The organism is Massilia violaceinigra, assembly GCF_002752675.1.
Lineage (GTDB): Bacteria > Pseudomonadota > Gammaproteobacteria > Burkholderiales > Burkholderiaceae_D > Telluria_A > Telluria_A violaceinigra.
Window position 1 is genome coordinate 1,781,799 of sequence record NZ_CP024608.1, and the last position, 20,399, is coordinate 1,802,197.

At 64.7% G+C, this 20,399-nt stretch carries 18 protein-coding genes; 16 read left to right on the forward strand and 2 right to left on the reverse strand.

Features of this window, described 5'->3' with window-relative positions; genetic code table 11:
- From CR152_RS08030 to lpxC, 15 genes are all read left to right on the forward strand, one after another.
- Window positions 1-1,533: a UDP-N-acetylmuramoyl-L-alanyl-D-glutamate--2,6-diaminopimelate ligase gene (locus CR152_RS08030; RefSeq protein ID WP_099874442.1), complete on the forward strand. Its 1,533-nt coding sequence runs from the start codon at window positions 1-3 to the stop codon at window positions 1,531-1,533.
- Complete coding sequence (locus CR152_RS08035; protein ID WP_099874443.1) at window positions 1,533-2,918, forward strand: UDP-N-acetylmuramoyl-tripeptide--D-alanyl-D-alanine ligase; 1,386 nt, start codon at window positions 1,533-1,535, stop codon at window positions 2,916-2,918. Before CR152_RS08030 ends, CR152_RS08035 begins: the two co-directional genes overlap by 1 nt.
- A 1-nt stretch (window position 2,919) precedes the next feature.
- Window positions 2,920-4,089, forward strand: coding sequence for a phospho-N-acetylmuramoyl-pentapeptide-transferase (gene mraY / locus CR152_RS08040; RefSeq protein ID WP_099874444.1), 1,170 nt, complete (start codon window positions 2,920-2,922; stop codon window positions 4,087-4,089).
- Window positions 4,089-5,627, forward strand: a complete 1,539-nt coding sequence (murD, locus tag CR152_RS08045) for a UDP-N-acetylmuramoyl-L-alanine--D-glutamate ligase (protein WP_099874445.1) — start codon at window positions 4,089-4,091, stop codon at window positions 5,625-5,627. Before mraY ends, murD begins: the two co-directional genes overlap by 1 nt.
- A complete protein-coding gene (ftsW, locus tag CR152_RS08050; protein WP_099874446.1) occupies window positions 5,627-6,838 on the forward strand; it encodes a putative lipid II flippase FtsW in 1,212 nt (403 codons plus the stop codon). Before murD ends, ftsW begins: the two co-directional genes overlap by 1 nt.
- On the forward strand, window positions 6,835-7,932 hold the full coding sequence (gene murG, locus CR152_RS08055; RefSeq protein WP_099874447.1) for an undecaprenyldiphospho-muramoylpentapeptide beta-N-acetylglucosaminyltransferase: 1,098 nt from the start codon (window positions 6,835-6,837) through the stop codon (window positions 7,930-7,932). The genes ftsW and murG overlap by 4 nt, the downstream gene beginning before the upstream one ends.
- The gene (murC, locus tag CR152_RS08060; protein WP_099874448.1) at window positions 7,929-9,320 is read left to right on the forward strand and encodes a UDP-N-acetylmuramate--L-alanine ligase; all 1,392 of its coding nucleotides are present in this window, start codon (window positions 7,929-7,931) and stop codon (window positions 9,318-9,320) included. Before murG ends, murC begins: the two co-directional genes overlap by 4 nt.
- A gap of 2 nt (window positions 9,321-9,322) precedes the next feature.
- Window positions 9,323-10,291, forward strand: a complete 969-nt coding sequence (locus tag CR152_RS08065) for a D-alanine--D-alanine ligase (protein ID WP_099874449.1) — start codon at window positions 9,323-9,325, stop codon at window positions 10,289-10,291.
- Between the two features lie 7 nt (window positions 10,292-10,298).
- Window positions 10,299-11,138 carry a cell division protein FtsQ/DivIB gene (locus tag CR152_RS08070; RefSeq protein WP_099874450.1) on the forward strand — a complete coding sequence of 280 codons (840 nt, stop codon included), beginning with the start codon at window positions 10,299-10,301 and terminating at the stop codon, window positions 11,136-11,138.
- Window positions 11,139-11,148: 10 nt separating this feature from the next.
- Window positions 11,149-12,381, forward strand: a complete 1,233-nt coding sequence (gene ftsA, locus CR152_RS08075) for a cell division protein FtsA (RefSeq protein WP_054266460.1) — start codon at window positions 11,149-11,151, stop codon at window positions 12,379-12,381.
- Window positions 12,382-12,511: 130 nt separating this feature from the next.
- Complete coding sequence (gene ftsZ, locus CR152_RS08080; RefSeq protein ID WP_054266461.1) at window positions 12,512-13,714, forward strand: cell division protein FtsZ; 1,203 nt, start codon at window positions 12,512-12,514, stop codon at window positions 13,712-13,714.
- A 164-nt stretch (window positions 13,715-13,878) separates the two neighbouring features.
- Window positions 13,879-14,385, forward strand: a complete 507-nt coding sequence (locus CR152_RS08085) for a peroxiredoxin (RefSeq protein WP_099874451.1) — start codon at window positions 13,879-13,881, stop codon at window positions 14,383-14,385.
- A gap of 59 nt (window positions 14,386-14,444) precedes the next feature.
- Window positions 14,445-14,894, forward strand: coding sequence for a GNAT family N-acetyltransferase (locus CR152_RS08090; protein WP_099874452.1), 450 nt, complete (start codon window positions 14,445-14,447; stop codon window positions 14,892-14,894).
- A 35-nt stretch (window positions 14,895-14,929) separates the two neighbouring features.
- On the forward strand, window positions 14,930-15,772 hold the full coding sequence (locus tag CR152_RS08095; protein ID WP_099882094.1) for a DMT family transporter: 843 nt from the start codon (window positions 14,930-14,932) through the stop codon (window positions 15,770-15,772).
- Between the two features lie 43 nt (window positions 15,773-15,815).
- A complete protein-coding gene (lpxC, locus tag CR152_RS08100) occupies window positions 15,816-16,751 on the forward strand; it encodes a UDP-3-O-acyl-N-acetylglucosamine deacetylase (protein ID WP_099874453.1) in 936 nt (311 codons plus the stop codon).
- A 146-nt stretch (window positions 16,752-16,897) separates the two neighbouring features.
- On the opposite strand, the gene CR152_RS08105 is transcribed toward lpxC, so the two are convergent.
- A complete protein-coding gene (locus CR152_RS08105; RefSeq protein WP_099874454.1) occupies window positions 16,898-17,362 on the reverse strand; it encodes a DciA family protein in 465 nt (154 codons plus the stop codon).
- A gap of 13 nt (window positions 17,363-17,375) precedes the next feature.
- Window positions 17,376-17,615, reverse strand: a complete 240-nt coding sequence (locus CR152_RS32760; RefSeq protein ID WP_157778382.1) for a hypothetical protein — start codon at window positions 17,613-17,615, stop codon at window positions 17,376-17,378.
- Here CR152_RS32760 and secA point away from each other — a divergent pair.
- Window positions 17,614-20,361 (forward strand): preprotein translocase subunit SecA, encoded by a 2,748-nt coding sequence (gene secA / locus CR152_RS08110; RefSeq protein WP_099874455.1) that lies wholly within the window; start codon window positions 17,614-17,616, stop codon window positions 20,359-20,361. The genes CR152_RS32760 and secA overlap by 2 nt on opposite strands.
- Window positions 20,362-20,399: the final 38 nt, after the last annotated feature.

Below are 20,399 nucleotides of genomic sequence, written 5' to 3' on the forward strand. Positions count from 1 at the left end.
ATGAATCCACAGGAAATCTGCGCCTGGATCACCCAGGCGGCGCCGGGCGCCAGGGTGGTCTCCGACTCGCGCCGCGTCAAGGCGGGCGATGTGTTCTTCGCCTATCCGGGCGATGCCGCCGACGGCCGCGCCTACATCGGCAAGGCCGTCGCGCAGGGTGCCGCCGCCGTTGTCTACGACGAGCACGATTTCGCCTGGACCCCGGCCTGGAACGTGCCGCACCTGGCCGTGGCCGACCTGAAAGCGAACGCCGGTCCGATCGCCCACGCTTGCTACCAGATGCCCGACTCCGCCATGTTCACCGTCGGCGTGACCGGCACCAACGGCAAGACCTCGTGCGCGGTCTGGCTCGGCCAGGCCTTTGCGCGCCTGGGCCAGACCGCCGCCGTCATCGGCACCTTGGGCGTGGGCCTGTTCAACGGCCGCGGCGAGGTCGAGTACGACGTCACCGGCTACACCACCCCGGACGCGGTGCTGCTGGCCGAAAAACTCGCCGCCGTGCGCGACGCGGGCGCCACCGCGCTCGCGATTGAGGTAAGCTCCATCGGGCTCGGGCAAGGCCGTACCCTGGGCATGCATTTTGACGTTGCGCTGTTCACCAACCTGACGCGCGACCACCTCGATTATCACGGCACCATGGAATGCTACGAAGCGGCGAAGGCCAAGCTGTTCGCGTGGCCAGGATTGAAAACAGCAGTGCTTAACCTCGACGACCCGGCTGGACAGCGCCTGGTCAACCAATTGATTTCCCAGCCTGGCGGTGTACCTTCCGTGACTGGCTACACTCTGCGCGACGTTGCGGCCCAGCCCGACATCGCCGGCGTCACCATGCTGCGCGCCTCGCAGTTCCGCAGCCGCCATGCGGGCACCGAATTCCACCTCGATTCGCCGCTCGGCAGCGCCCAGGTCAAGACGCGCCTGGTGGGCCACTTCAATATCAGCAACGCGCTGGCGGTACTGGGCGCGCTGCTGGCCAAGGGCGTGGCCCTGCGCCCCGCGCTCGACGCCATCGAAGCACTGACTCCGGCCCCTGGCCGCATGCAGCAGATCGGCGGCCAGGACGCGCCGATGGTGGTCATCGATTACGCCCACACGCCGGACGCGCTCGAGCAAACGCTGGGCGCGCTGCGCCAGGTCGCGCACGAACGCGGCGGCCAGCTGTGGTGCGTGTTCGGCTGCGGCGGCGACCGCGATCCGGGCAAGCGCCCGCAGATGGGCGCCATCGCGCAGATCGCCGAACACGTGCTGGTCACCAGCGACAATCCGCGCAGCGAAGAACCGGCCGCCATCATCGCCCAGATCGTCGCGGGCATGGATGCAGCCCATCCGGCATCGCGCTTCCAGGCGATCGAAGACCGCGCCGCCGCGATCCTGTCGGCCATCAAGCACGCGGCCAAGCCGGATGTGATTCTGCTGGCCGGTAAAGGCCACGAGCCGTACCAGGAAATCAAGGGCCGCAAGATGCCGTTTTCCGACGCCGACCACGCCGCGCTGGCGCTGGCCGCGCGCGTGACCATGATGAGGACTAACTGATGCGCGGCTCGCTCGCACAACTGGTTGCCGCCATTCCCGGCGCGCGCATGACGGCCGACGCGACCTATCAGAGCGTCTCGACCGACAGTCGCAGCGCCGGCGCCGGTGCGCTGTTCGTCGCCCTGCGCGGCGAGACCTTCGACGCCCACGATTTCCTGCAGCAGGTGGCCGCCAGCGGCGCCGCCGCAGTCGTTGTCGAACAGCTGCCGGACGGCTGGACGCTGCCGGCCATCGTGGTGCCCGATACCCTGGCCGCATTGGGCCGCATCGCCCATCACTGGCGTGCGCAATACGCCATTCCCGTGATCGGCGTCACCGGCAGCAACGGCAAGACCACGGTCAAGGAAATGATCGCCGCGATCCTGGCGGCCGGCCTGTCCGACGAGACGCGCCTGGCCACGCGCGGCAACCTGAATAACGAAATCGGCGTGCCGCTCACGCTCATGCGCCTGACCGCCGCACACAAGGCGGCCGTGGTCGAACTGGGGATGAACCACCCGGGCGAAATCGCGCGCCTGACCGCCATCGCCGCGCCGACCATTGGCCTGGTCAACAACGCCCAGCGCGAGCACCAGGAATTCATGCACACGGTCGAAGCGGTCGCGCGCGAAAACGGCGCCGTGCTGGCCGGCCTGGCGCCAGACGGCGTGGCCGTGTTCCCGGGCGACGACGAATACACGCCGCTGTGGCAGGGCATCGCCGCCGGCCGCCGCACGGTCACCTTTGGCCTGGACGCCGCATCGAACGTGAGCTGCGTGCACCGCGCCGCCGATTTCGGCAGCGAACTCGATGTGACCGTGCGCCTCGACGGCGAACCGCTGCACATGTTCGTCGTCAGGCTGGCCGCGGCCGGGCTGCACAATGTGCGCAATGCGCTCGCCGCGATCGCCTGCACCATGGCCGCCGGCGTCAGCCCCGACATCGTCGCGCGCGGCCTGGCCGCGTTCGAGCCGGTCAGCGGCCGCCTGCAGCGCAAGCAGGCCACCGGCGGCGCCACCGTCATCGACGACACCTACAACGCCAATCCGGATTCGGTGCGCGCCGCCATCGACGTGCTGGCGCAGGCGCACGCGCCGCGCATCCTGGTACTGGGCGACATGGGCGAAGTGGGCACGCAGGGGCGCGAGTTTCACGAAGAAATCGGCGCCTACGCAGCCGCGCGCGGCATCGACACGGTGCTCGTCACCGGCGAACTGACGCGCCACATGGCCGCCGCGGGCGCACGGCATTACACGCAGTTCGACGAATTATTGGCAGCACTCGATACGCAATTGGGCAGCACATCTGACGCAACTGTACTGGTGAAGGGCTCGCGTTTCATGAAGATGGAACGCGTCGTCGCTCACCTTGTCGGATCAATCAACACAAGTAAGGAAGCCCACTAACATGCTGCTCTGGCTCGCACAAATGTTCCAGGACCAACTCGGTCCTCTGCGAATCTTCAACTTCATCACGTTCCGTGCGGTGTTCGCCACCATCACGGCGGTGCTGATCGGCCTTGTCGCCGGTCCCGCCGTGATCCGCAAACTCACCTCGCTCAAGGTCGGCCAGGCAGTGCGCCAGGACGGTCCGCAGACGCACCTGAAAAAACACGGCACGCCGACCATGGGCGGTGTGCTGATCCTGATCGCCATCGGCGTCTCGACCCTGCTGTGGTGCGACCTGTCGAACCGCCTGGTGTGGCCGGTGCTGGTCGTGACCCTCGGTTTCGGCGCCATCGGCTGGGCCGACGACTACCGCAAGGTGGTGTACCAGGACCCGGAAGGCATGCGCTCGGGCGAAAAATACTTCTGGATGTCCCTGATCGGCATCGCCGCGTCGCTCTACCTGGCGTTCTCGGTGTCGGCGCCGACTCCGGGCAAGGTCTGGGAACTGTTCTATGCGTGGGTGCAGTCCGGCTTTTCGCTCGACCTGCCGCCCAAGGCCGACCTGATCGTGCCGTTCGTGAAAACCATCAGCTATCCGCTCGGCGTGTGGGGCTTCATCGCGCTGACCTACTGCGTCATCGTCGGCACCAGCAACGCGGTCAACTTCACCGACGGCCTCGATGGCCTGGCGATCATGCCGACCGTGATGGTCGGCTCGGCCCTGGGCCTGTTCGCCTACCTGACCGGCAGCGCCACGTACTCGAAATACCTGCTGATCCCGCACATTCCGGGCGCGGGCGAACTGCTGATCTTCTGCGGCGCGATGGCCGGCGCTGGCCTGGCCTTCCTCTGGTATAACGCGCATCCGGCCCAGATGTTCATGGGCGACGTCGGCGCGCTGGCGCTGGGCGGCGCGCTCGGCACCATCGCCGTCATCGTGCGCCAGGAAATCGTCCTGTTCATCATGGGCGGCGTGTTCGTGGCCGAAACGGTCTCGGTGATCATCCAGGTCAGCTGGTTCAAGTACACCAAGAAGCGTTACGGCACCGGGCGCCGCGTGTTCCTGATGGCGCCCTTGCACCACCACTTTGAACAAAAAGGCTGGAAAGAGACCCAGGTCGTCGTGCGTTTCTGGATTATCACGATGATGCTGGTGCTGGTCGGCCTGTCCACCCTGAAGCTGCGCTGATGAACCACCTCGAACAATACGCCGGCAAGCACGCCCTGGTCCTCGGGCTGGGTGAATCCGGCCTGGCGATGGCCCAGTGGCTGGCGCGCTGCGGCGCGCGCGTGCGCGTGGCCGACACGCGCGAAGCGCCGCAACGCCTGCAGGCGCTGCGCGACGCGTTGCCCGGCGCCGAATTCATCGGCGGCGAACTCAATGAAGCCCTGCTCGACACCATCGACTTCGTCGCCGTCAGCCCGGGCCTGGCGCCCGCGCGCGAACTGGCCGCCATCGTGCCGGCCGCCGCCACGCGCGCCATTCCGGTGTGGGGCGAGATCGAACTGTTCGCCCAGGGCCTGGCCGCGCTCAAGGAAGAACGCGCCTATGCGCCGAAAGTCATCGCCATCACCGGCACCAACGGCAAGACCACCGTCACCAGCCTGACCGGTTTGCTGTGCCAGCGCGCCGGCCTGTCGACCCGCGTGGCCGGCAATATCAGCCCGGCGGCGCTTGACGTGCTGCGCGAAGTGCTGGATCAGGCCGAGGGCGCGGACGAAGTGTTCGATCAGACCCTGCTGCCGCAAGCCTGGATCCTCGAGCTGTCGAGCTTCCAGCTGCATTCGACCTTCAGCCTGCGCGCCGATGCCGCCACGGTACTGAACATCACCCAGGACCACCTGGACTGGCATGGCGACATGGCCGCCTACGGCGCCGACAAGGAACGCATCTTCGGACCATCGACGGTGCGCGTGCTCAATCGCGACGACGCGCTTGTCGCGCGCATGGCCGCGCCGGGCGCTGACGTGCGCACCTTCGGCACGGGCGAGCCGAAAGAAGCCGACAGCTTCGGCCTGCACAACGAACGCGGCGTGCTGTGGCTGACCGTGGCCGTGGCGGGCGAAGAGAGCGAGAAGAAGCGCAAGAAAAATGAACCGGCCGAAGTGGTGCCGTGCACGATCAGCCGTCTGATGCCGGCCGACGCCCTGCGCATCCGCGGCCTGCACAACGCCGCCAACGCGCTGGCCGCGCTGGCCCTGTGCCGCGCCATCGGCCTGCCGTTCGCGCCGCTGCTGCACGGCCTGCGCGACTACCAGGGCGAGCCGCACCGGGTCGAACTGGTGGCCGCCATCGACGCCATCGATTACTACGACGACAGCAAGGGCACCAATGTGGGCGCCACCGTGGCCGCGTTGACCGGCCTGGGCAAGGCCTTCGGCGGCGAATCGCAGAAGATCGTGCTCATCGCCGGCGGCGACGGCAAGGGCCAGGAGTTCGAACCGCTGGCCGAACCGTGCTCGCGCTATGTGCGCGCGGTGGTCCTGATCGGGCGCGACGCGCCGCTGCTGCGCGCGGCCATCGAGCCGTCCGGCGTCGAGTTGATCGATTGCGCGACCTTGCCTGAAGCGGTGCGGCGCGCGGCCGCCCTGGCGCAGGGCGGCGATTGCGTGCTGCTCTCGCCGGCCTGCGCCAGCTTCGACATGTTCACCGGCTATGCGCAGCGCGCCCAGGTGTTCGTCGACGCCGTGCGCGAACTGGCGCTGGAAAAAGGACAGGATCTCTGATGGCCCTCCAGTTTCCATTCAAATTCGCCGGTTCGGCTTCGGACGCTCTGTCCGGGGACCGCACACGCCCGTCGAAAATGATGGAATACGACCAGCTGCTGGTCTGGGTCACCGTGCTGCTGATGCTGTTCGGGATGGTGATGGTGTACTCGGCCTCGATCGCGCTGCCCGATTCGCCCAAATACGCCAACTACAAGACAACCTATTTCGTGCAGCGCCAGGCCATTTTCATCATGGTCTCGATGCTGGCCGGGTACTTCGTGTTCCGCATCCGGATCGCGCTCTGGCAGCGCTACGCGTCCGTCATGTTCGTCGGCAGCCTGGCGCTGCTGGTGCTGGTGCTGGTGCCGCACATCGGTTTTTCGGTCAATGGCGCGCAGCGCTGGCTGGACCTGAAACTGTTCAAGCTGCAGCCGTCCGAAGTGATGAAGATCGCGGCCGTGCTGTACGCGGCCGACTACACGGTGCGCAAGCAGGAATACATGCACAAGCTGACCAAGGGCTTCCTGCCCATGGCCGGCGCCATCGGCCTGGTGGGCCTGCTGCTGCTGCTCGAACCCGACCTGGGCGCGTTCGGCGTGATCGTCTGCATCGCCATGGGCATCCTGTTCCTGGGCGGGATCAACGCGGTCTGGTTCGGCGGCATCGGCGCGCTGCTGGTGACCATTTTCGGCGCCATCATCTTCTTTTCTCCATTCCGGCGCGCGCGCATTTTCGCCTACCTGGACCCCTGGAAGGAAGGCAATGCGCTCGACAAGGCTTACCAGCTGACCCACTCGCTGATCGCCTTCGGGCGCGGGGAATGGTTCGGCGTGGGCCTGGGCGCCAGCGTCGAAAAACTGCATTATCTGCCCGAAGCGCATACCGATTTCCTGATGGCCGTCATCGGCGAAGAACTCGGCCTGGCGGGCGTGCTGGTGGTCATCGCCATGTTTTACTGGCTGGTCAAGCGCGCCTTCGATATCGGCCGCCAGGCCATTGCCATCGACCAGATCTTCGCCGGCCTGGCCGCCAAAGGCATCGGCATCTGGATCGGCGCGCAGACGTTCATCAATATGGGCGTGAATCTGGGCATCCTGCCGACCAAGGGATTGACCCTGCCGTTGATGAGTTACGGCGGCTCGGGCGTCCTGATTAACTGCGTCGGACTGGCGATTTTGCTGCGTATCGATTATGAAAACCGTGTGTTGATGAGAGGTGGACGGCCATGAAGCGTTTGATGATCATGGCGGCCGGCACCGGCGGGCATATCTTCCCGGGGATCGCGATCGCGCAGACCATGCGCCAGCGCGGCTGGGACGTGAGCTGGCTCGGCACCTCGCACGGCATGGAGCAGGACCTGGTGCCGAAGAACGGCATCGCCATCGACAGCATCGATTTTTCGGGCATGCGGGGCAAGGGCCTGAAGCACAGCGTGACGGGCGCGTTCAAGATGGCCGCCAGTTTCGTGGCTTGCCGGCGCATTATCCGTCAGCGCAAGCCCGACGTGGTGCTCGGCATGGGCGGCTATGTGTGCGTCCCGGGCGGCATGATGGCGCGCTTGGCCGGCGTGCCGCTGGCGCTGGTCAATGCCGACGCGGCGCTGCTGTTGTCGAACAAGACGCTCGCGCCACTGGCCGGCAAAGTGATGTTCGGCTTTCCCGCCGATTTCGGCAGCGCCGCCGCCAAGGCCATCGTCACCGGCAACCCGGTGCGCAAGGAAATCCTGGCCATGGCGGCGCCGTCGCAGCGCTTCGAGGGGCGCAGCGGCGCGCTGCGCATCCTGGTGGTCGGCGGCAGTCTGGGCGCCAAGGTGTTGAACGACAGCGTGCCGGCCGCACTGGCGCTGCTGCCCGAAGAGCAGCGCCCGCACGTGACGCACCAGTCGGGCAAGAAGAATATCGATGCGCTGCGCGAATCGTACGCCAAGGCCGGCGTGACGGCCGACGTGGTCGACTTCATCGACGACATGGCCGGCGCCTACGCCGCGGCCGACGTGGTGATCTGCCGCGCCGGCGCGATCACCGTGTCGGAACTGACGGCGGCGGGCGTGGCCAGCGTGCTGGTGCCGTTCGTGGCCAGCACCACCAGCCACCAGCGCGACAACGCGCAGTGGATGGACAAACAGAAGGCGGCAATTCATTTGCCGCAAACGGAATTGAGCGCGCAGCGCGTGGCGCAGCTGCTGCAAGGCCTTAGCCGCGATGCATGCCGCGCCATGGCGCAGGCCGCGCTGGCGGTCGGCAAGCGCAACGCCAATGAAGCAATCGCGGATGTACTCGAACAACTGGCAGGATCGACAGACAGAATTGAAACAAGAACATGAAACATAAAATCAAGAACATTCACTTCGTCGGCATCGGCGGCAGCGGCATGAGCGGCATCGCCGAAGTGCTGCTCAATCTCGGCTACAGCGTGTCCGGCTCGGACCTGGGCAGCAACGCGGCCAGCCAGCGCCTGGCCAGCCTGGGCGCGCAGGTCATGCTGGGCCACGCCGCCGACAATATCCTCGGCGCCGACGCCGTGGTCACCTCGACCGCGGTCAAGGAAGACAATCCGGAAGTGGTGGCGGCGCGCGCAGCGCAGATTCCCATTGTGCCGCGCGCGATTATGCTCGGTGAATTGATGCGCTTAAAGCGCGGCATCGCCATTGCCGGCACCCACGGCAAGACCACCACCACCAGCCTGGTGGCCTCGGTGCTGGCCCAGGGCGGACTCGATCCGACGTTCGTCATCGGCGGACGCCTGAACAGCGCCGGCGCCAACGCCAAGCTGGGAACGGGCGAATACATCGTGGCCGAAGCCGACGAATCGGACGCGTCGTTCCTGAACCTGACGCCGATGATCGAAGTGATCACCAATATCGACGCCGATCACATGGAAACCTACGAGCACGATTTCGAAAAGCTCAAGCAGGCGTTCGTGCACTTCACGCACCGCCTGCCGTTCTACGGCCGCGTGATGCTGTGCATCGACGACCAGCACGTGCGCGACATCATTCCCTTCGTGACCAAGCCGATCACCACCTACGGCTTTTCCGAAGCGGCCCAGGTGCGCGCGGTCAATGCCAGCGCCATCGGCCTGCAGATGCATTTCACGGTGGTCCAGGAAGGCTATCCGGATACACAGTTCATCCTCAACCAGCCCGGCATGCATAATGTGCAGAATGCCTGTTCGGCGATTGCCATCGCGCGCGAAATCGGCATCGACGACAGTGCGACCCAGCAGGGCCTGGCGGAGTTTCACGGCGTCGGCCGGCGCTTCACGCGCTACGGCGACATCGGTATTCCTGGCGGCGGCAGCTTCGCACTGGTGGACGACTTCGGCCACCACCCGGTCGAGACGGAAGTGACCCTGGCCGCCGCGCGCGGCGCCTACCCGGGCCGGCGCCTGGTGCTGGCGTTCCAGCCGCACCGCTATTCGCGCACGCGCGACCTGTTTGAAGACTTCGTCAAGGTGCTGGCCACGCCCGACGTGCTGCTGCTGGCCGAAGTGTATGCCGCCGGCGAAGCGCATGTGGTGGCCGCCGATGGCCGCGCGCTGGCGCATGCGCTGCGCGTGGGCGGGAAAATCGAGCCGATTTTCGTCGAGGCGATCGCCGACATGCCGGCCGCCATCATGAACGTGGTGCGCGACGGCGACGTGGTCATCACCATGGGCGCCGGCTCGATCAGCGGCATTCCGAATAAACTGGTTACCCCTGTGGAGGCTTGAAGATGAGTGTATTTAATTCCGGCGACGCCGCCGCACTGGGCAAAGTCGGCGTGCTGTTCGGCGGCCGCTCGGCCGAACGCGACGTGTCGATCATGTCCGGCACCGGCGTGCTCGCGGCGCTGCGCAGCAAGGGCATCGACGCCCATCCGTTCGACACCGGCCTGCGCAGCATCACCGAGCTGGCGGCCGAGGAATTCGACCGCGTGTTCATCGCGCTGCACGGCCGCTACGGCGAAGACGGCACCCTGCAGGGCGCGCTCGAGCAGCTTGGCATTCCCTACACCGGCAGCGGCGTGATGGCGTGCGCGATCGCCATGGACAAGATCTACACCAAGATGATCTGGCTGATGCGCGGCCTGCCGACGCCGCGCTACGCCACGCTGGCCGCCGATACCGACCTGGCGCAGGTGGTCGAGCAGCTTGGCCTGCCGCTGATCGTCAAGCCGCCGCACGAAGGTTCGAGCGTGGGCATCACCAAGGTGCGCGCCGCCGCCGACTTCAAGGCGGCCTATGAGGTGGCGGCCGGCTTCGATGAAGTGGTGCTGGCCGAGGAATTCGTCACCGGGCGCGAACTGACGGTCGCGGTGCTTGGGCGCGGCGCGACTGCGCGCGCGCTGCCGATCGTCGAAATCGTGGCTCCGGACGGCAATTACGATTACCAGAACAAGTACTTCACCGACGACACCAAGTACGTTTGCCCGGCCGCGCTGGACGAAGCGACCAGCGCGGAAGTGGCGCGCCTGGCGGTGGAAGCCTACCGCGCCGTCGATTGCGAAGGCTGGGGCAGGGTCGACGTGCTGCTGCGCGCCAGCGACAACAAGCCGTTCCTGATCGAGGTCAATACCTCGCCGGGGATGACCACTCACTCGCTCGTGCCCATGGGCGCGCGCGCGCTGGGCATCAGTTATGAAGACCTGTGCGTCGAGATTGTGCGTTCGGCACGCTTGAAAATGGCCCAGGGCCAGGGTTAATACAGTAATGTGGCATGACGTAAGAGCTTTGAACGCAAGCGCGAGCGGCCTGATGGCCGTGGTGGTGATCGCCTGCCTCGCGTCTGCCGTGTGGTGGTTGTCGCAGCTGCCGATGTTCACCCTGCGCACGGTGCGGGTCGACAGCGTGCATGGGATGGAACTGAAGCACGTGAACAAACTGACCTTGCGCGCCGGCGTGGTGGGCCGCATCAAGGGGAATTTTTTCACGACCAACCTGGAACAGGTGCGCACCGCCTTCGAAACGGTACCCTGGGTCAGGCGGGCCAAGGTACGGCGTGAATGGCCGGACCAGCTGATCGTGGAAGTCGAGGAGCACGAGGCGCTCGGCACCTGGGGCGAGGATGGGCGCCTGTTGTCGATGAAGGGCGATGTCTTTACCGCCAACCTGGCCGAGGCGGACGAGGATCATCCGCTGCCGGCGCTGGACGGGCCGGAAGGCAGCGAGAAGGAAGTACTGGCGCGGTTCCTGGAGTTGCGCGCGCTGTTTTCGCCGATCTCGCTGGTGCCGGAAAAGCTGGACCTGTCGAGCCGTTACGCATGGACCGTGAAACTCGATAACGGCATGAGCGTGGCGCTGGGGCGGGAGCAGGACAAGACGACGCTGAAACAGCGGGTGCAGCGGCTGGTGGGAATTTATCCGCAACTGGCCAGCCGCCTGCAGGACGGCATCGACACGGTCGACATGCGGTATCAGAACGGCCTGGCGCTTTCCGCCGCCGCGCTGGTGCTGCCAAGCGATCCGCACAAGCCTGTGAAGGCGGCAGTAAAAAAAGCAGTGAAACCGAACAGCAGATCAACCAGCAGCAAGACAAAGCAAAGACAGTAGGCGACAGCACATGACAAAAGACGCGAAAAACCTGATCGTCGGCCTCGATATCGGTACCTCGAAAGTGGTGGCCGTGGTGGCCGAGGTGATGTCCGACGGGCGCCACGAGGTGATCGGACTGGGTCAGCACGAGTCGCGCGGACTGAAAAAAGGGGTGGTCGTCAATATCGAGGCGACCGTCGAATCGATCCAGCGCGCGCTCGAAGAAGCAGAGCTGATGGCCGACTGCAAGATCCGCAATGTGTACGCGGGCATCGCCGGCAGCCATATCCGTTCGTTCAATTCGAGCGGCATGGTCGCGATCAAGGACAAGGAAGTAACGGCCACCGACGTGGCGCGCGTGATCGAAACGGCCAAGGCGGTCAACATCCCGACCGACCAGCAGTTGCTGCACACGGTGCCGCAGGAATTCATCGTCGACAGCCAGGAAGACGTGCGCGAACCGATCGGCATGAGCGGCATCCGCCTTGAAGTGCGGGTGCATATTGTCACCGGTGCGGTATCGGCGGTACAAAACATTGTAAAGTGCGTGCGCCGCTGCGGCCTTGAAGTGTCGGACCTGATTTTGCAGCCGATGGCTTCCGCCGATGCGGTGCTCACGCTCGACGAAAAAGAGCTGGGCGTGGTGCTGATCGACATTGGCGGCGGCACCACCGACATTGCGGTGTTCTCCGACGGCGCGATCCGGCATACGGCGGTCATTCCGATCGCCGGCGACCAGATCACCAACGACATCGCCATGGCGCTGCGCACGCCCACTTCCGAGGCCGAAGAGATCAAGATCCGCTACGGCGTGGCCAAGCAGGTGCTGGCCGATCCGCACGAGTCGCTCGAAGTGCCGGGACTGGGCGACCGCGGTCCGCGCAACCTGTCGCGCCAGGCGCTGGCGGCGGTGATCGAGCCGCGCGTCGAGGAATTGTTCGCGATGGTGCACCAGGTGGTGCGCGAGTCGGGTTACGAAGGCGTGCTCTCGTCGGGCATCGTGCTCACCGGCGGCACCGCGATCATGCCCGGCATGGTGGAAATGGCGGAAGATATCTTCCTCAAGCCGGCGCGCCTTGGCACGCCGGATTACCGCGGCCAGCTGGCCGACGTGGTGCGCAGTCCGCGCTACGCGACCGTGCTCGGGCTGCTGCTCGAAGCGAAGAAGCAGTATCTGCGGGGGCACATCGTGACGCGCCAGGACGGTTCGGTGAAAGCGGTCTGGCAGCGCATGAAGGAATGGTTTTTAGGGAATTTTTAAGTCGGCACAGTTTGGAATACTACGCACACGGGTTCTTGTTATTTAACGGTTAACGCAGTTTTCAACCTCCAGGTTTCATACGACTATGAGTCCTGGCGCTTGGAAACCGCACTTTGATTAGGAGTTCATCATGGAGTTTGATATGGTCGATAACGCAGCACTAGGAACCGTCATCAAGGTCGTCGGCGTCGGCGGAGCAGGTGGCAATGCGGTTCAGCACATGATCAACAAGGGCGTGTCGGGCGTTGAATTCATCGCGGCCAATACCGATTCGCAGGCACTGGCCGCGTCGAGCGCCCACAACATCATCCAGATCGGCGAGTCGGGCCTGGGCGCCGGCATGAAGCCGACCGTCGGCCGCCAGCTGGCCGAAGAGTCGCGCGCGCGCATCGAAGACGCGCTGCGCGGCGCGCACATGGTCTTCATCGCAGCCGGCATGGGCGGCGGCACCGGTACCGGCGCAGCTCCCATCGTGGCCGAAATCGCCAAGTCGCTCGGCGCGCTGACGGTGGCCGTGGTGTCGAAGCCATTCTCGTACGAAGGCCAGAAGTGCATGGACGTGGCCGAGAGCGGACTGGAAGAACTGTCGCAGCACGTCGATTCGCTGATCATCATCCTGAACGAAAAGCTGGAAGAGATCTACGAAGACGAAAGCATGATCGAGTGGATGCGCCACGCCGATGATGTGCTCAACAACGCGGTGGCCGGTATCGCCGAGATCATCAACGTGCCGGGCCACATCAACGTCGACTTCAACGACGTCAAGACCATCATGGGCGAGCAGGGCAAGGCCATGATGGGCACCGCGACCGCCAGCGGCGTCGATCGCGCGCGCATCGCGGCCGAGCAGGCAGTCGCGTCGCCGCTGCTCGACGGGATCGACCTGTCGGGTGCGCGCGGCGTGCTGGTCAACGTGACCGCCAGCCGTGGCCTCAAGGGTAAGGAGATCAAGGAAGTCATGGCTGCCGTGCGCGCGTTCGCGGCGCCCGATGCATCGATCGCGCAGGGCATCGCGTACGACGACGACATGGGCGACGACATCCGCGTGACCGTGGTGGCGACGGGCCTTGGCAAGGCCAAGAAGGCCATGCAGCTGGTGCAGCAGCCGATGCTGCGCACCGGTACCCACAACGGTCCGATGATGTCCGGCGGCGCTGGCGCCACCGTGGGCGTGTCGATGGGTGCCGGCGCGGCCAGCGGCCACGCGATGGAAGGCATGAAGCAGCCAGCCGTGTGGCGCCGCGAACAGGCTTCCGAGCAGGTGCAGGCGATGCAGCGCAATGGCGTGGAAACCTACGACATTCCGGCGTTCCTGCGCAAGCAAGCCGATTGATCGGATCGCAGTGTTAAAAAAGCCGGGGTTCGCCCCGGCTTTTTTTACGCCGTTTTTTTCGGGTGCCGGCAGTGCGGCGGCGCGCCAGGGAGCCGCCTGCCTGCAAGATTGACGAGGATCAGGCATACTAGCCGTCTTATCAATCCCATATTATGGAGCCTCGAATGACTATTAAAATCGGCGACCGCCTGCCGGAAGGCACCCTCTCTGAATTCGTCGAGACCGAAACCGAAGGCTGCTCGCTCGGCCCGAACACTTTCCAGGTAGCTGATCTGGCCAAGGGCAAGAAGATCGCGATCTTCGGCCTGCCGGGCGCCTACACCCCGACCTGCTCCGCACAGCACGTGCCGGGCTACGTCAAGCTGGCCGACGAACTCAAAGCCAAGGGCGTCGATGAAATCTGGTGCATCTCGGTCAATGACGCTTTCGTCATGGGCGCCTGGGGCCGCGACCAGAAGGCCACCGGCATCGTGCGCATGATGGCCGACGGTAACGCCGCCTACAGCAAGGCACTGGGCCTGGACGCGGACTTCTCGAAGTTCGGCATGGGCACGCGCTCGCAGCGCTACTCGCTGCTGGTCGACGACGGCGTCGTCAAGCAGCTCAACGTGGAGCAGGGCGGCGCGTTCGACGTATCGAACGCCGAAACGCTGCTCAAGCAAGTCGCTTAACTAACAAACCGGAACCACTTCCGCAAAGACGGCGCCGCGGCGCCGTTTTTTATATCGCCATGCATATTCAAACCGAAACTCCGCGCCAGAGCGACATCATCGCCATGCTCGAACGGCTGGACGCCTATTTTGCCGGCCTCTATCCGGCCGAGAGCAACCATCTGATGGATGTCGACTCGCTGACCCGGCCCGGCGTGGTGTTCCTGGTCGCGCGCGACCTTGACGGCCGCGCGCTCGGCTGCGGCGCCTATGTCGACCGTGGCGGCTACGGCGAAGTCAAACGCATGTACGTCGATCCGGCCCAGCGTGGCAAGGGCGTGGGCGGCAAGCTGCTGGCCGAGATCGCGCAGCGCGCCAGGGCGGCGGGTTTGCCGGCGCTGATGCTCGAAACCGGCATCAGCCAGCCCGAAGCCATCGGCCTGTATGAACGCGACGGCTTTATCCGCTGCGCGCCGTTCGGCGACTATCAGCCCGATCCGCTCAGTCTCTTCATGGTCAAGCGCCTGTGACGCAGGGCAAAGGCAACCTGCGCGCGATCTACGCGATGCTGATCGCGGTGGCCATGTTCTCGCTGATGGACACGGTGATGAAGCTGCTGTCGGCGCATTATCCGGCGCTGCAGGTGGCCGCCCTGCGCGGCCTGTCGTCGCTGCCGCTGGTGTTTGCCTACGTGGGCTGGCGCGGCGCCTTCGGCACTGCCCTGCAGGTGCGCTGGCCGCTGCACCTGCTGCGCGCGGGCCTGAGCATCACCATGCTCGGGCTATTCGCCTTTGGCCTGCGCAAGCTGTCGCTGGCCGAAGCGTATGCGATCTTCTTCATCGCGCCCGCGCTCATCACCGCCTTGTCGGTGGTGTTCCTGAAAGAGAGCGTCAACCTGGCGCGCTGGATCGCCATCGCGGTCGGCCTGGGCGGGGTGCTGGTGGTGCTGCGTCCGAGCGGAACCGGCATGCTGACCCTGGGCGGTCTGGCGGTGCTGGGCGCGGCCGGCTGCTACGCGGTGTCGGCCATCACCACCCGCATCGTCGGGCGCACCGACCGCGCCGAACACATGGTGCTGTGGCTGATGGTGTTCCTGGCCATCGGCGCAACCACCCTGGCCGCGCCCAACTGGGTGCCCGTGCGCGGCGCCGATGTCTGGCTATTGTGCGCGCTGTCGCTCTCCGGCTTCCTGGGCCAGCTGGCGGTCACGGAAGCGTTCAATTCCGGCGAAGCGTCGCGCGTGGCGCCGTTCGAGTATTCGGGACTGGCCTGGGGCGTGGCGCTGGACTGGATCCTGTGGCATACCTTGCCCGACCGGTACACGCTGATCGGCGCGGCCATCATCATCGGCAGCGGCATCTACCTGGTGCGGCACGAGCGCTCGCATGCGCAGGCCGAGCACCCCTAGACGCCCGGCAGCGCTGGCCCATCAAGTTCGCTATAATCGGCGGATGTTAAAACAAAGAACCGTCAAACAGCTGGTGCGCACCGTCGGCGTCGGACTGCACTCCGGGACCAAGGTCGAACTGACCCTGCGTCCGGCCGCGATCAATACCGGCATCGTGTTTCGCCGCGTGGACCTGAACCCGGTGGTGGAGTTTCCCGCCAGCGCAGGCGTGGTGGGCGACACCCGCATGGCGTCCGTGCTGGTCAAGGACGATGCGCGCGTGTCCACGGTCGAGCACCTGATGTCGGCCTGCGCCGGGCTCGGGATCGATAATCTGTACGTGGACGTGTCGGCCGAAGAGATTCCCATCATGGATGGCTCGGCCTCGTCGTTTGTCTTTTTGCTGCAACAGGCGGGTGTGCAGGAGCAGGACGCGGCGAAGAAATTCATCCGCGTGCTGAAAGACGTGGAAGTACGCCAGGGTAGCGGCGCCAACGAAAAATGGGCGCGCCTGACCCCGTACGACGGCTTCAAGCTCGATTTTTTCATCGAATTCAACCATCCGGCGGTGGACGGCACGACCCAGCGCGCGTTTGTCGACTTCGGCGACGTATCGTACGTGCACGACGTGGCACGCGCGCGCACCTTCGGCTTCATGCAGGATGTGGAAAGCCTGCGCGGCATGGGCCTGGCGCGCGGCGGATCGCTCGAAAACGCGATCGTGATGGACGAGTACCGGATTCTCAATTCGGATGGCCTGCGCTACGACGACGAGTTCGTGCGCCACAAGATCCTCGATGCGATCGGCGACTTGTATCTGGTCGGGCACCCGCTGCTGGCCGGCTACGAGGCGCACAAGTCGGGCCACGCGCTCAACAACCTGCTGCTGCTCGAACTGCTCAAGCATCCGGATGCCTACGAGATCGTGGCGTTCGAAAAGCCCGGCAGCGCGCCGCCGTCGTACGTACGCCAGATGGCGCGCGAGTGGGCGCTTACCTAAGAACCGTTGCCCCCGCACAGGCGGGGGCCCAAGGGATAACCGCAGTCTGTAGCTGAACGAACGACTTGGACCCCCGCCGAGGGCCGCCTTGGCGCGGGGGCGACGGTCTGAAGGCTTGCGGTCGCGGTATTCAAGCGCGAAGCTCTCTAGCGCTGGCGCGCCGCCATCGCCTTGACGGCGGCGATCAGGGTGGCGTTGGCCGCCGTTTTCGGCAGCGCGTCGCCGAGCGCTTCAAAGGCCGACAAGGCCGTGCCGGGCAAAATCAGCTGATGCGTGTGCACCACCGGCGCGATGCTGCGCGTGACCTGCACTTTCAATTTGATCTCGTCGATATGCCAGCCGCGCTTTTGCAAGGCGCCCTGCAGCTTGGGCAGCTGCTGTTTGAGCTTGGCCGCGACGGCCGAACTGGGCGTGGCCAGCACCAGGCGCGCGTCTTCGAACGAGAGCACGTCGCAGTTGACGAACATCGGCGGCAGCGCCTTGGCGCAATCGCTCTGCAGGGTGGCCATGCGCATCGCCGTCGGCAGCAGGGCCGCGATCTTGTCATTGCGCTTGAGGAAATCGGTAGCGACAATCGAGGTGCGGCGCGTCTTGGTTCCGTAGATATGCATAAGGCGCAACATATCACAGCGCGCGGCGCCCCGCCACAAGGCGTGGCCGTACGGCGGGGCCAGAACGCCTTGCCGGAGTCATTTTATTAACTTTGTTTTGCCCTCGCCTCTTGAGTTCCGGGGCAATATCCCCAAGTGTGGCGAGATCGCATGATAAAATCACAGTCTTTTTGCCATAGTCGGCCGTTGGGTGATATGTTTTTGCTATCATTACGGCTTCTTTTTGCGGCGTCTTTTTCAAGAATTCAAGCATGTCATTACTGACCCAGATTTTCGGTAGCCGCAACCAGCGGCTGCTCAAGCAATATCAAAAAACCGTGCGCGAGATTAACGCGCTCGAGCCACAGATCGAAAAGCTGTCGGACGCTGAACTTAAAGCGAAGACGCCGCAGTTCAAGGAGCGCGTCGCCAAAGGCGAAACGCTCGACCAGCTGCTGCCGGAAGCGTTTGCGGTCTGCCGCGAGGCGGCCAGGCGGGTGCTCAAGATGCGCCATTTCGATGTCCAGATGATCGGCGGCATGGTGCTCCACTACGGCAAAATCGCCGAAATGGGTACCGGCGAAGGCAAGACGCTGATGGCGACCTTGCCGACCTATCTGAACGCGCTGTCGGGCAAGGGCGTGCACGTCATCACGGTCAACGATTACCTGGCCCAGCGCGATGCCGAGTGGATGGGACGCCTGTATAGCTGGCTCGGCCTGACGACCGGCATCAACCTGTCGCAGATGGACCACAGCGTCAAGCAATCGGCTTACGCGTCGGACATCACCTATGGCACCAACAACGAATTCGGTTTCGACTACCTGCGCGACAACATGGTGTTCGAGGCGGGCGAGCGGGTCCAGCGCGGCCTCAATTTCGCCGTGGTCGATGAAGTCGACTCGATCCTGATCGATGAAGCGCGTACGCCGCTGATCATTTCGGGCCAGGCTGAAAACCATACCGAGCTGTATCACCAGATTAATTCGCTGCCGGCCAAGCTGACCCTGCAGATCGGCGAAGAAACCCCGGACGGCAAGGGCGTGATCTCGGTCCCCGGCGACTATACCAAGGACGAGAAGGCGCACTCGGTGCTGCTGACCGAACGCGGTCACGAGAACGCCGAGGCGATGCTGACCCAAATGGGCTTGCTGCCGGAAGGCGCCTCGCTCTACGACGCCGCCCACATCACCCTGATCCACCACCTGTACGCGGCCCTGCGCGCGCACGCGCTGTACCACAAGGACCAGCATTACGTGGTGCAGAACGATGAAGTGGTGATCGTCGATGAATTCACCGGCCGCCTGATGACCGGGCGCCGCTGGTCCGACGGCCTGCACCAGGCAGTCGAAGCGAAGGAAGGCGTGCGTATCCAGAACGAGAACCAGACCCTGGCCTCGATCACGTTCCAGAACTACTTCCGCATGTACACCAAGCTGTCCGGCATGACCGGTACGGCCGATACCGAAGCGTACGAATTCCAGGAAATCTACGGCCTCGAGACCGTGGTCATTCCGCCGAACCGTCCGTCGCAGCGCAAGGACCGCCAGGACCAGGTGTACAAGTCCTCGGACGAGAAATACAACGCCATGCTGATCGATATCCGCGATTGCTACGAGCGCGGCCAGCCGGTCCTGGTGGGTACCACCTCGATCGAAAACTCCGAGATGCTCTCGGCGATCCTCGACAAGGCCAAGCTGGCGCACAACGTCCTCAATGCGAAGCAGCATGCGCGCGAGGCCGAAATCATCGCCCAGGCGGGCCGTCCGAAGATGATCACCATCGCCACCAACATGGCCGGCCGTGGTACCGACATCGTTTTGGGCGGTAACGTCGAAAAGCAGATCCAGATCATCGAAGCCAATGCGGCGCTGCCGGACGCCGACAAGGCGGCCCAGGCGGAAAAGCTGCGCAGCGAGTGGAAGTCCCTCAACGAGCACGTGGTGGCCGCCGGCGGCCTGCACATCATCGGCACCGAACGCCACGAATCGCGCCGGGTCGACAACCAGCTGCGTGGCCGTTCCGGCCGCCAGGGCGATCCGGGTTCGTCGCGCTTCTACCTCTCGCTCGACGACGCGCTGCTGCGCATCTTCGCGGGTGACCGCGTGCGGGCCATCATGGACCGCCTGAAAATGCCGGAAGGCGAACCGATTGAAGCGGGCATCGTCTCGCGCTCGATCGAGTCGGCCCAGCGCAAGGTCGAAGCGCGCAACTTCGACATTCGCAAGCAGCTGCTCGAGTACGACGACGTGTCCAACGACCAGCGCAAGGTGATCTACACCCAGCGTAACGAACTGCTCGAGACGACCGACATCGGCGAACTGATTGCATCGCTGCGCGCCGGCGTGTTCACCGACGTGGTGCATGCGTACGTGCCGGAAGAATCGGTCGAAGAGCAATGGGACATCGCCGGCCTGGAAGCGACCCTGGCCAGTGAATGGCAGCTCAACGTGCCGCTGGCGCAAATGCTGGCCACCGATACCAGCATGACCGACGACGACATCCTGGCGCGCGTGCTGGCCGCGGCCGACGCTTCGTACGAGAGCAAGATCGCCATCGTCGGCAAGGAATCGTTCGGCGGCTTCGAGCGCAACGTCATGCTGCAAAGCGTGGACAGCCACTGGCGCGAACACCTGGCGGCGCTGGACCATCTGCGCCAGGGTATCCACCTGCGCGGCTATGCGCAGAAGAACCCGAAGCAGGAGTACAAGCGCGAAGCGTTCGAGCTGTTCGGATCGATGCTGGACATGATCAAGAACGAAGTGATCCGCATGGTGATGACGGTGCGCATCCAGTCGCGCGAAGAAATCGACGCCGAAGCGGCGATGCACCAGTCGCACGTGGAAAACGTCAGCTACCAGCACGCGGACTTCAATCCCGACGCGGCGCCGGAAGATTTGCTGGCGCCGGTCGGCAATCCGGGCGAAGACGAGATGCTCGGACCGAAGGTCGGCCGCAACGACCCATGCCCTTGCGGCAGCGGCAAGAAGTTCAAGGCATGCCACGGCAAGCTCGCATAAAGCGCCCGGCATGACCAAAAGGGGAGGCAGAACGTGAT

What these genes read in the sequence shown, in the direction of transcription:
- CR152_RS08030 (WP_099874442.1), top strand. Translation starts at nt 1, where the DNA reads ATGAATCCACAGGAAATCTGCGCCTGGATCACCCAGGCGGCGCCGGGC.
- CR152_RS08035 (WP_099874443.1), top strand. Translation starts at nt 1,533, where the DNA reads ATGCGCGGCTCGCTCGCACAACTGGTTGCCGCCATTCCCGGCGCGCGC.
- mraY (WP_099874444.1), top strand. Translation starts at nt 2,920, where the DNA reads ATGCTGCTCTGGCTCGCACAAATGTTCCAGGACCAACTCGGTCCTCTG.
- murD (WP_099874445.1), top strand. Translation starts at nt 4,089, where the DNA reads ATGAACCACCTCGAACAATACGCCGGCAAGCACGCCCTGGTCCTCGGG.
- ftsW (WP_099874446.1), top strand. Translation starts at nt 5,627, where the DNA reads ATGGCCCTCCAGTTTCCATTCAAATTCGCCGGTTCGGCTTCGGACGCT.
- murG (WP_099874447.1), top strand. Translation starts at nt 6,835, where the DNA reads ATGAAGCGTTTGATGATCATGGCGGCCGGCACCGGCGGGCATATCTTC.
- murC (WP_099874448.1), top strand. Translation starts at nt 7,929, where the DNA reads ATGAAACATAAAATCAAGAACATTCACTTCGTCGGCATCGGCGGCAGC.
- CR152_RS08065 (WP_099874449.1), top strand. Translation starts at nt 9,323, where the DNA reads ATGAGTGTATTTAATTCCGGCGACGCCGCCGCACTGGGCAAAGTCGGC.
- CR152_RS08070 (WP_099874450.1), top strand. Translation starts at nt 10,299, where the DNA reads ATGTGGCATGACGTAAGAGCTTTGAACGCAAGCGCGAGCGGCCTGATG.
- ftsA (WP_054266460.1), top strand. Translation starts at nt 11,149, where the DNA reads ATGACAAAAGACGCGAAAAACCTGATCGTCGGCCTCGATATCGGTACC.
- ftsZ (WP_054266461.1), top strand. Translation starts at nt 12,512, where the DNA reads ATGGAGTTTGATATGGTCGATAACGCAGCACTAGGAACCGTCATCAAG.
- CR152_RS08085 (WP_099874451.1), top strand. Translation starts at nt 13,879, where the DNA reads ATGACTATTAAAATCGGCGACCGCCTGCCGGAAGGCACCCTCTCTGAA.
- CR152_RS08090 (WP_099874452.1), top strand. Translation starts at nt 14,445, where the DNA reads ATGCATATTCAAACCGAAACTCCGCGCCAGAGCGACATCATCGCCATG.
- CR152_RS08095 (WP_099882094.1), top strand. Translation starts at nt 14,930, where the DNA reads ATGCTGATCGCGGTGGCCATGTTCTCGCTGATGGACACGGTGATGAAG.
- lpxC (WP_099874453.1), top strand. Translation starts at nt 15,816, where the DNA reads ATGTTAAAACAAAGAACCGTCAAACAGCTGGTGCGCACCGTCGGCGTC.
- CR152_RS08105 (WP_099874454.1), bottom strand. Translation starts at nt 17,362, where the DNA reads ATGCATATCTACGGAACCAAGACGCGCCGCACCTCGATTGTCGCTACC.
- secA (WP_099874455.1), top strand. Translation starts at nt 17,614, where the DNA reads ATGTCATTACTGACCCAGATTTTCGGTAGCCGCAACCAGCGGCTGCTC.
- CR152_RS32760 (WP_157778382.1), bottom strand. Translation starts at nt 17,615, where the DNA reads ATGCTTGAATTCTTGAAAAAGACGCCGCAAAAAGAAGCCGTAATGATA.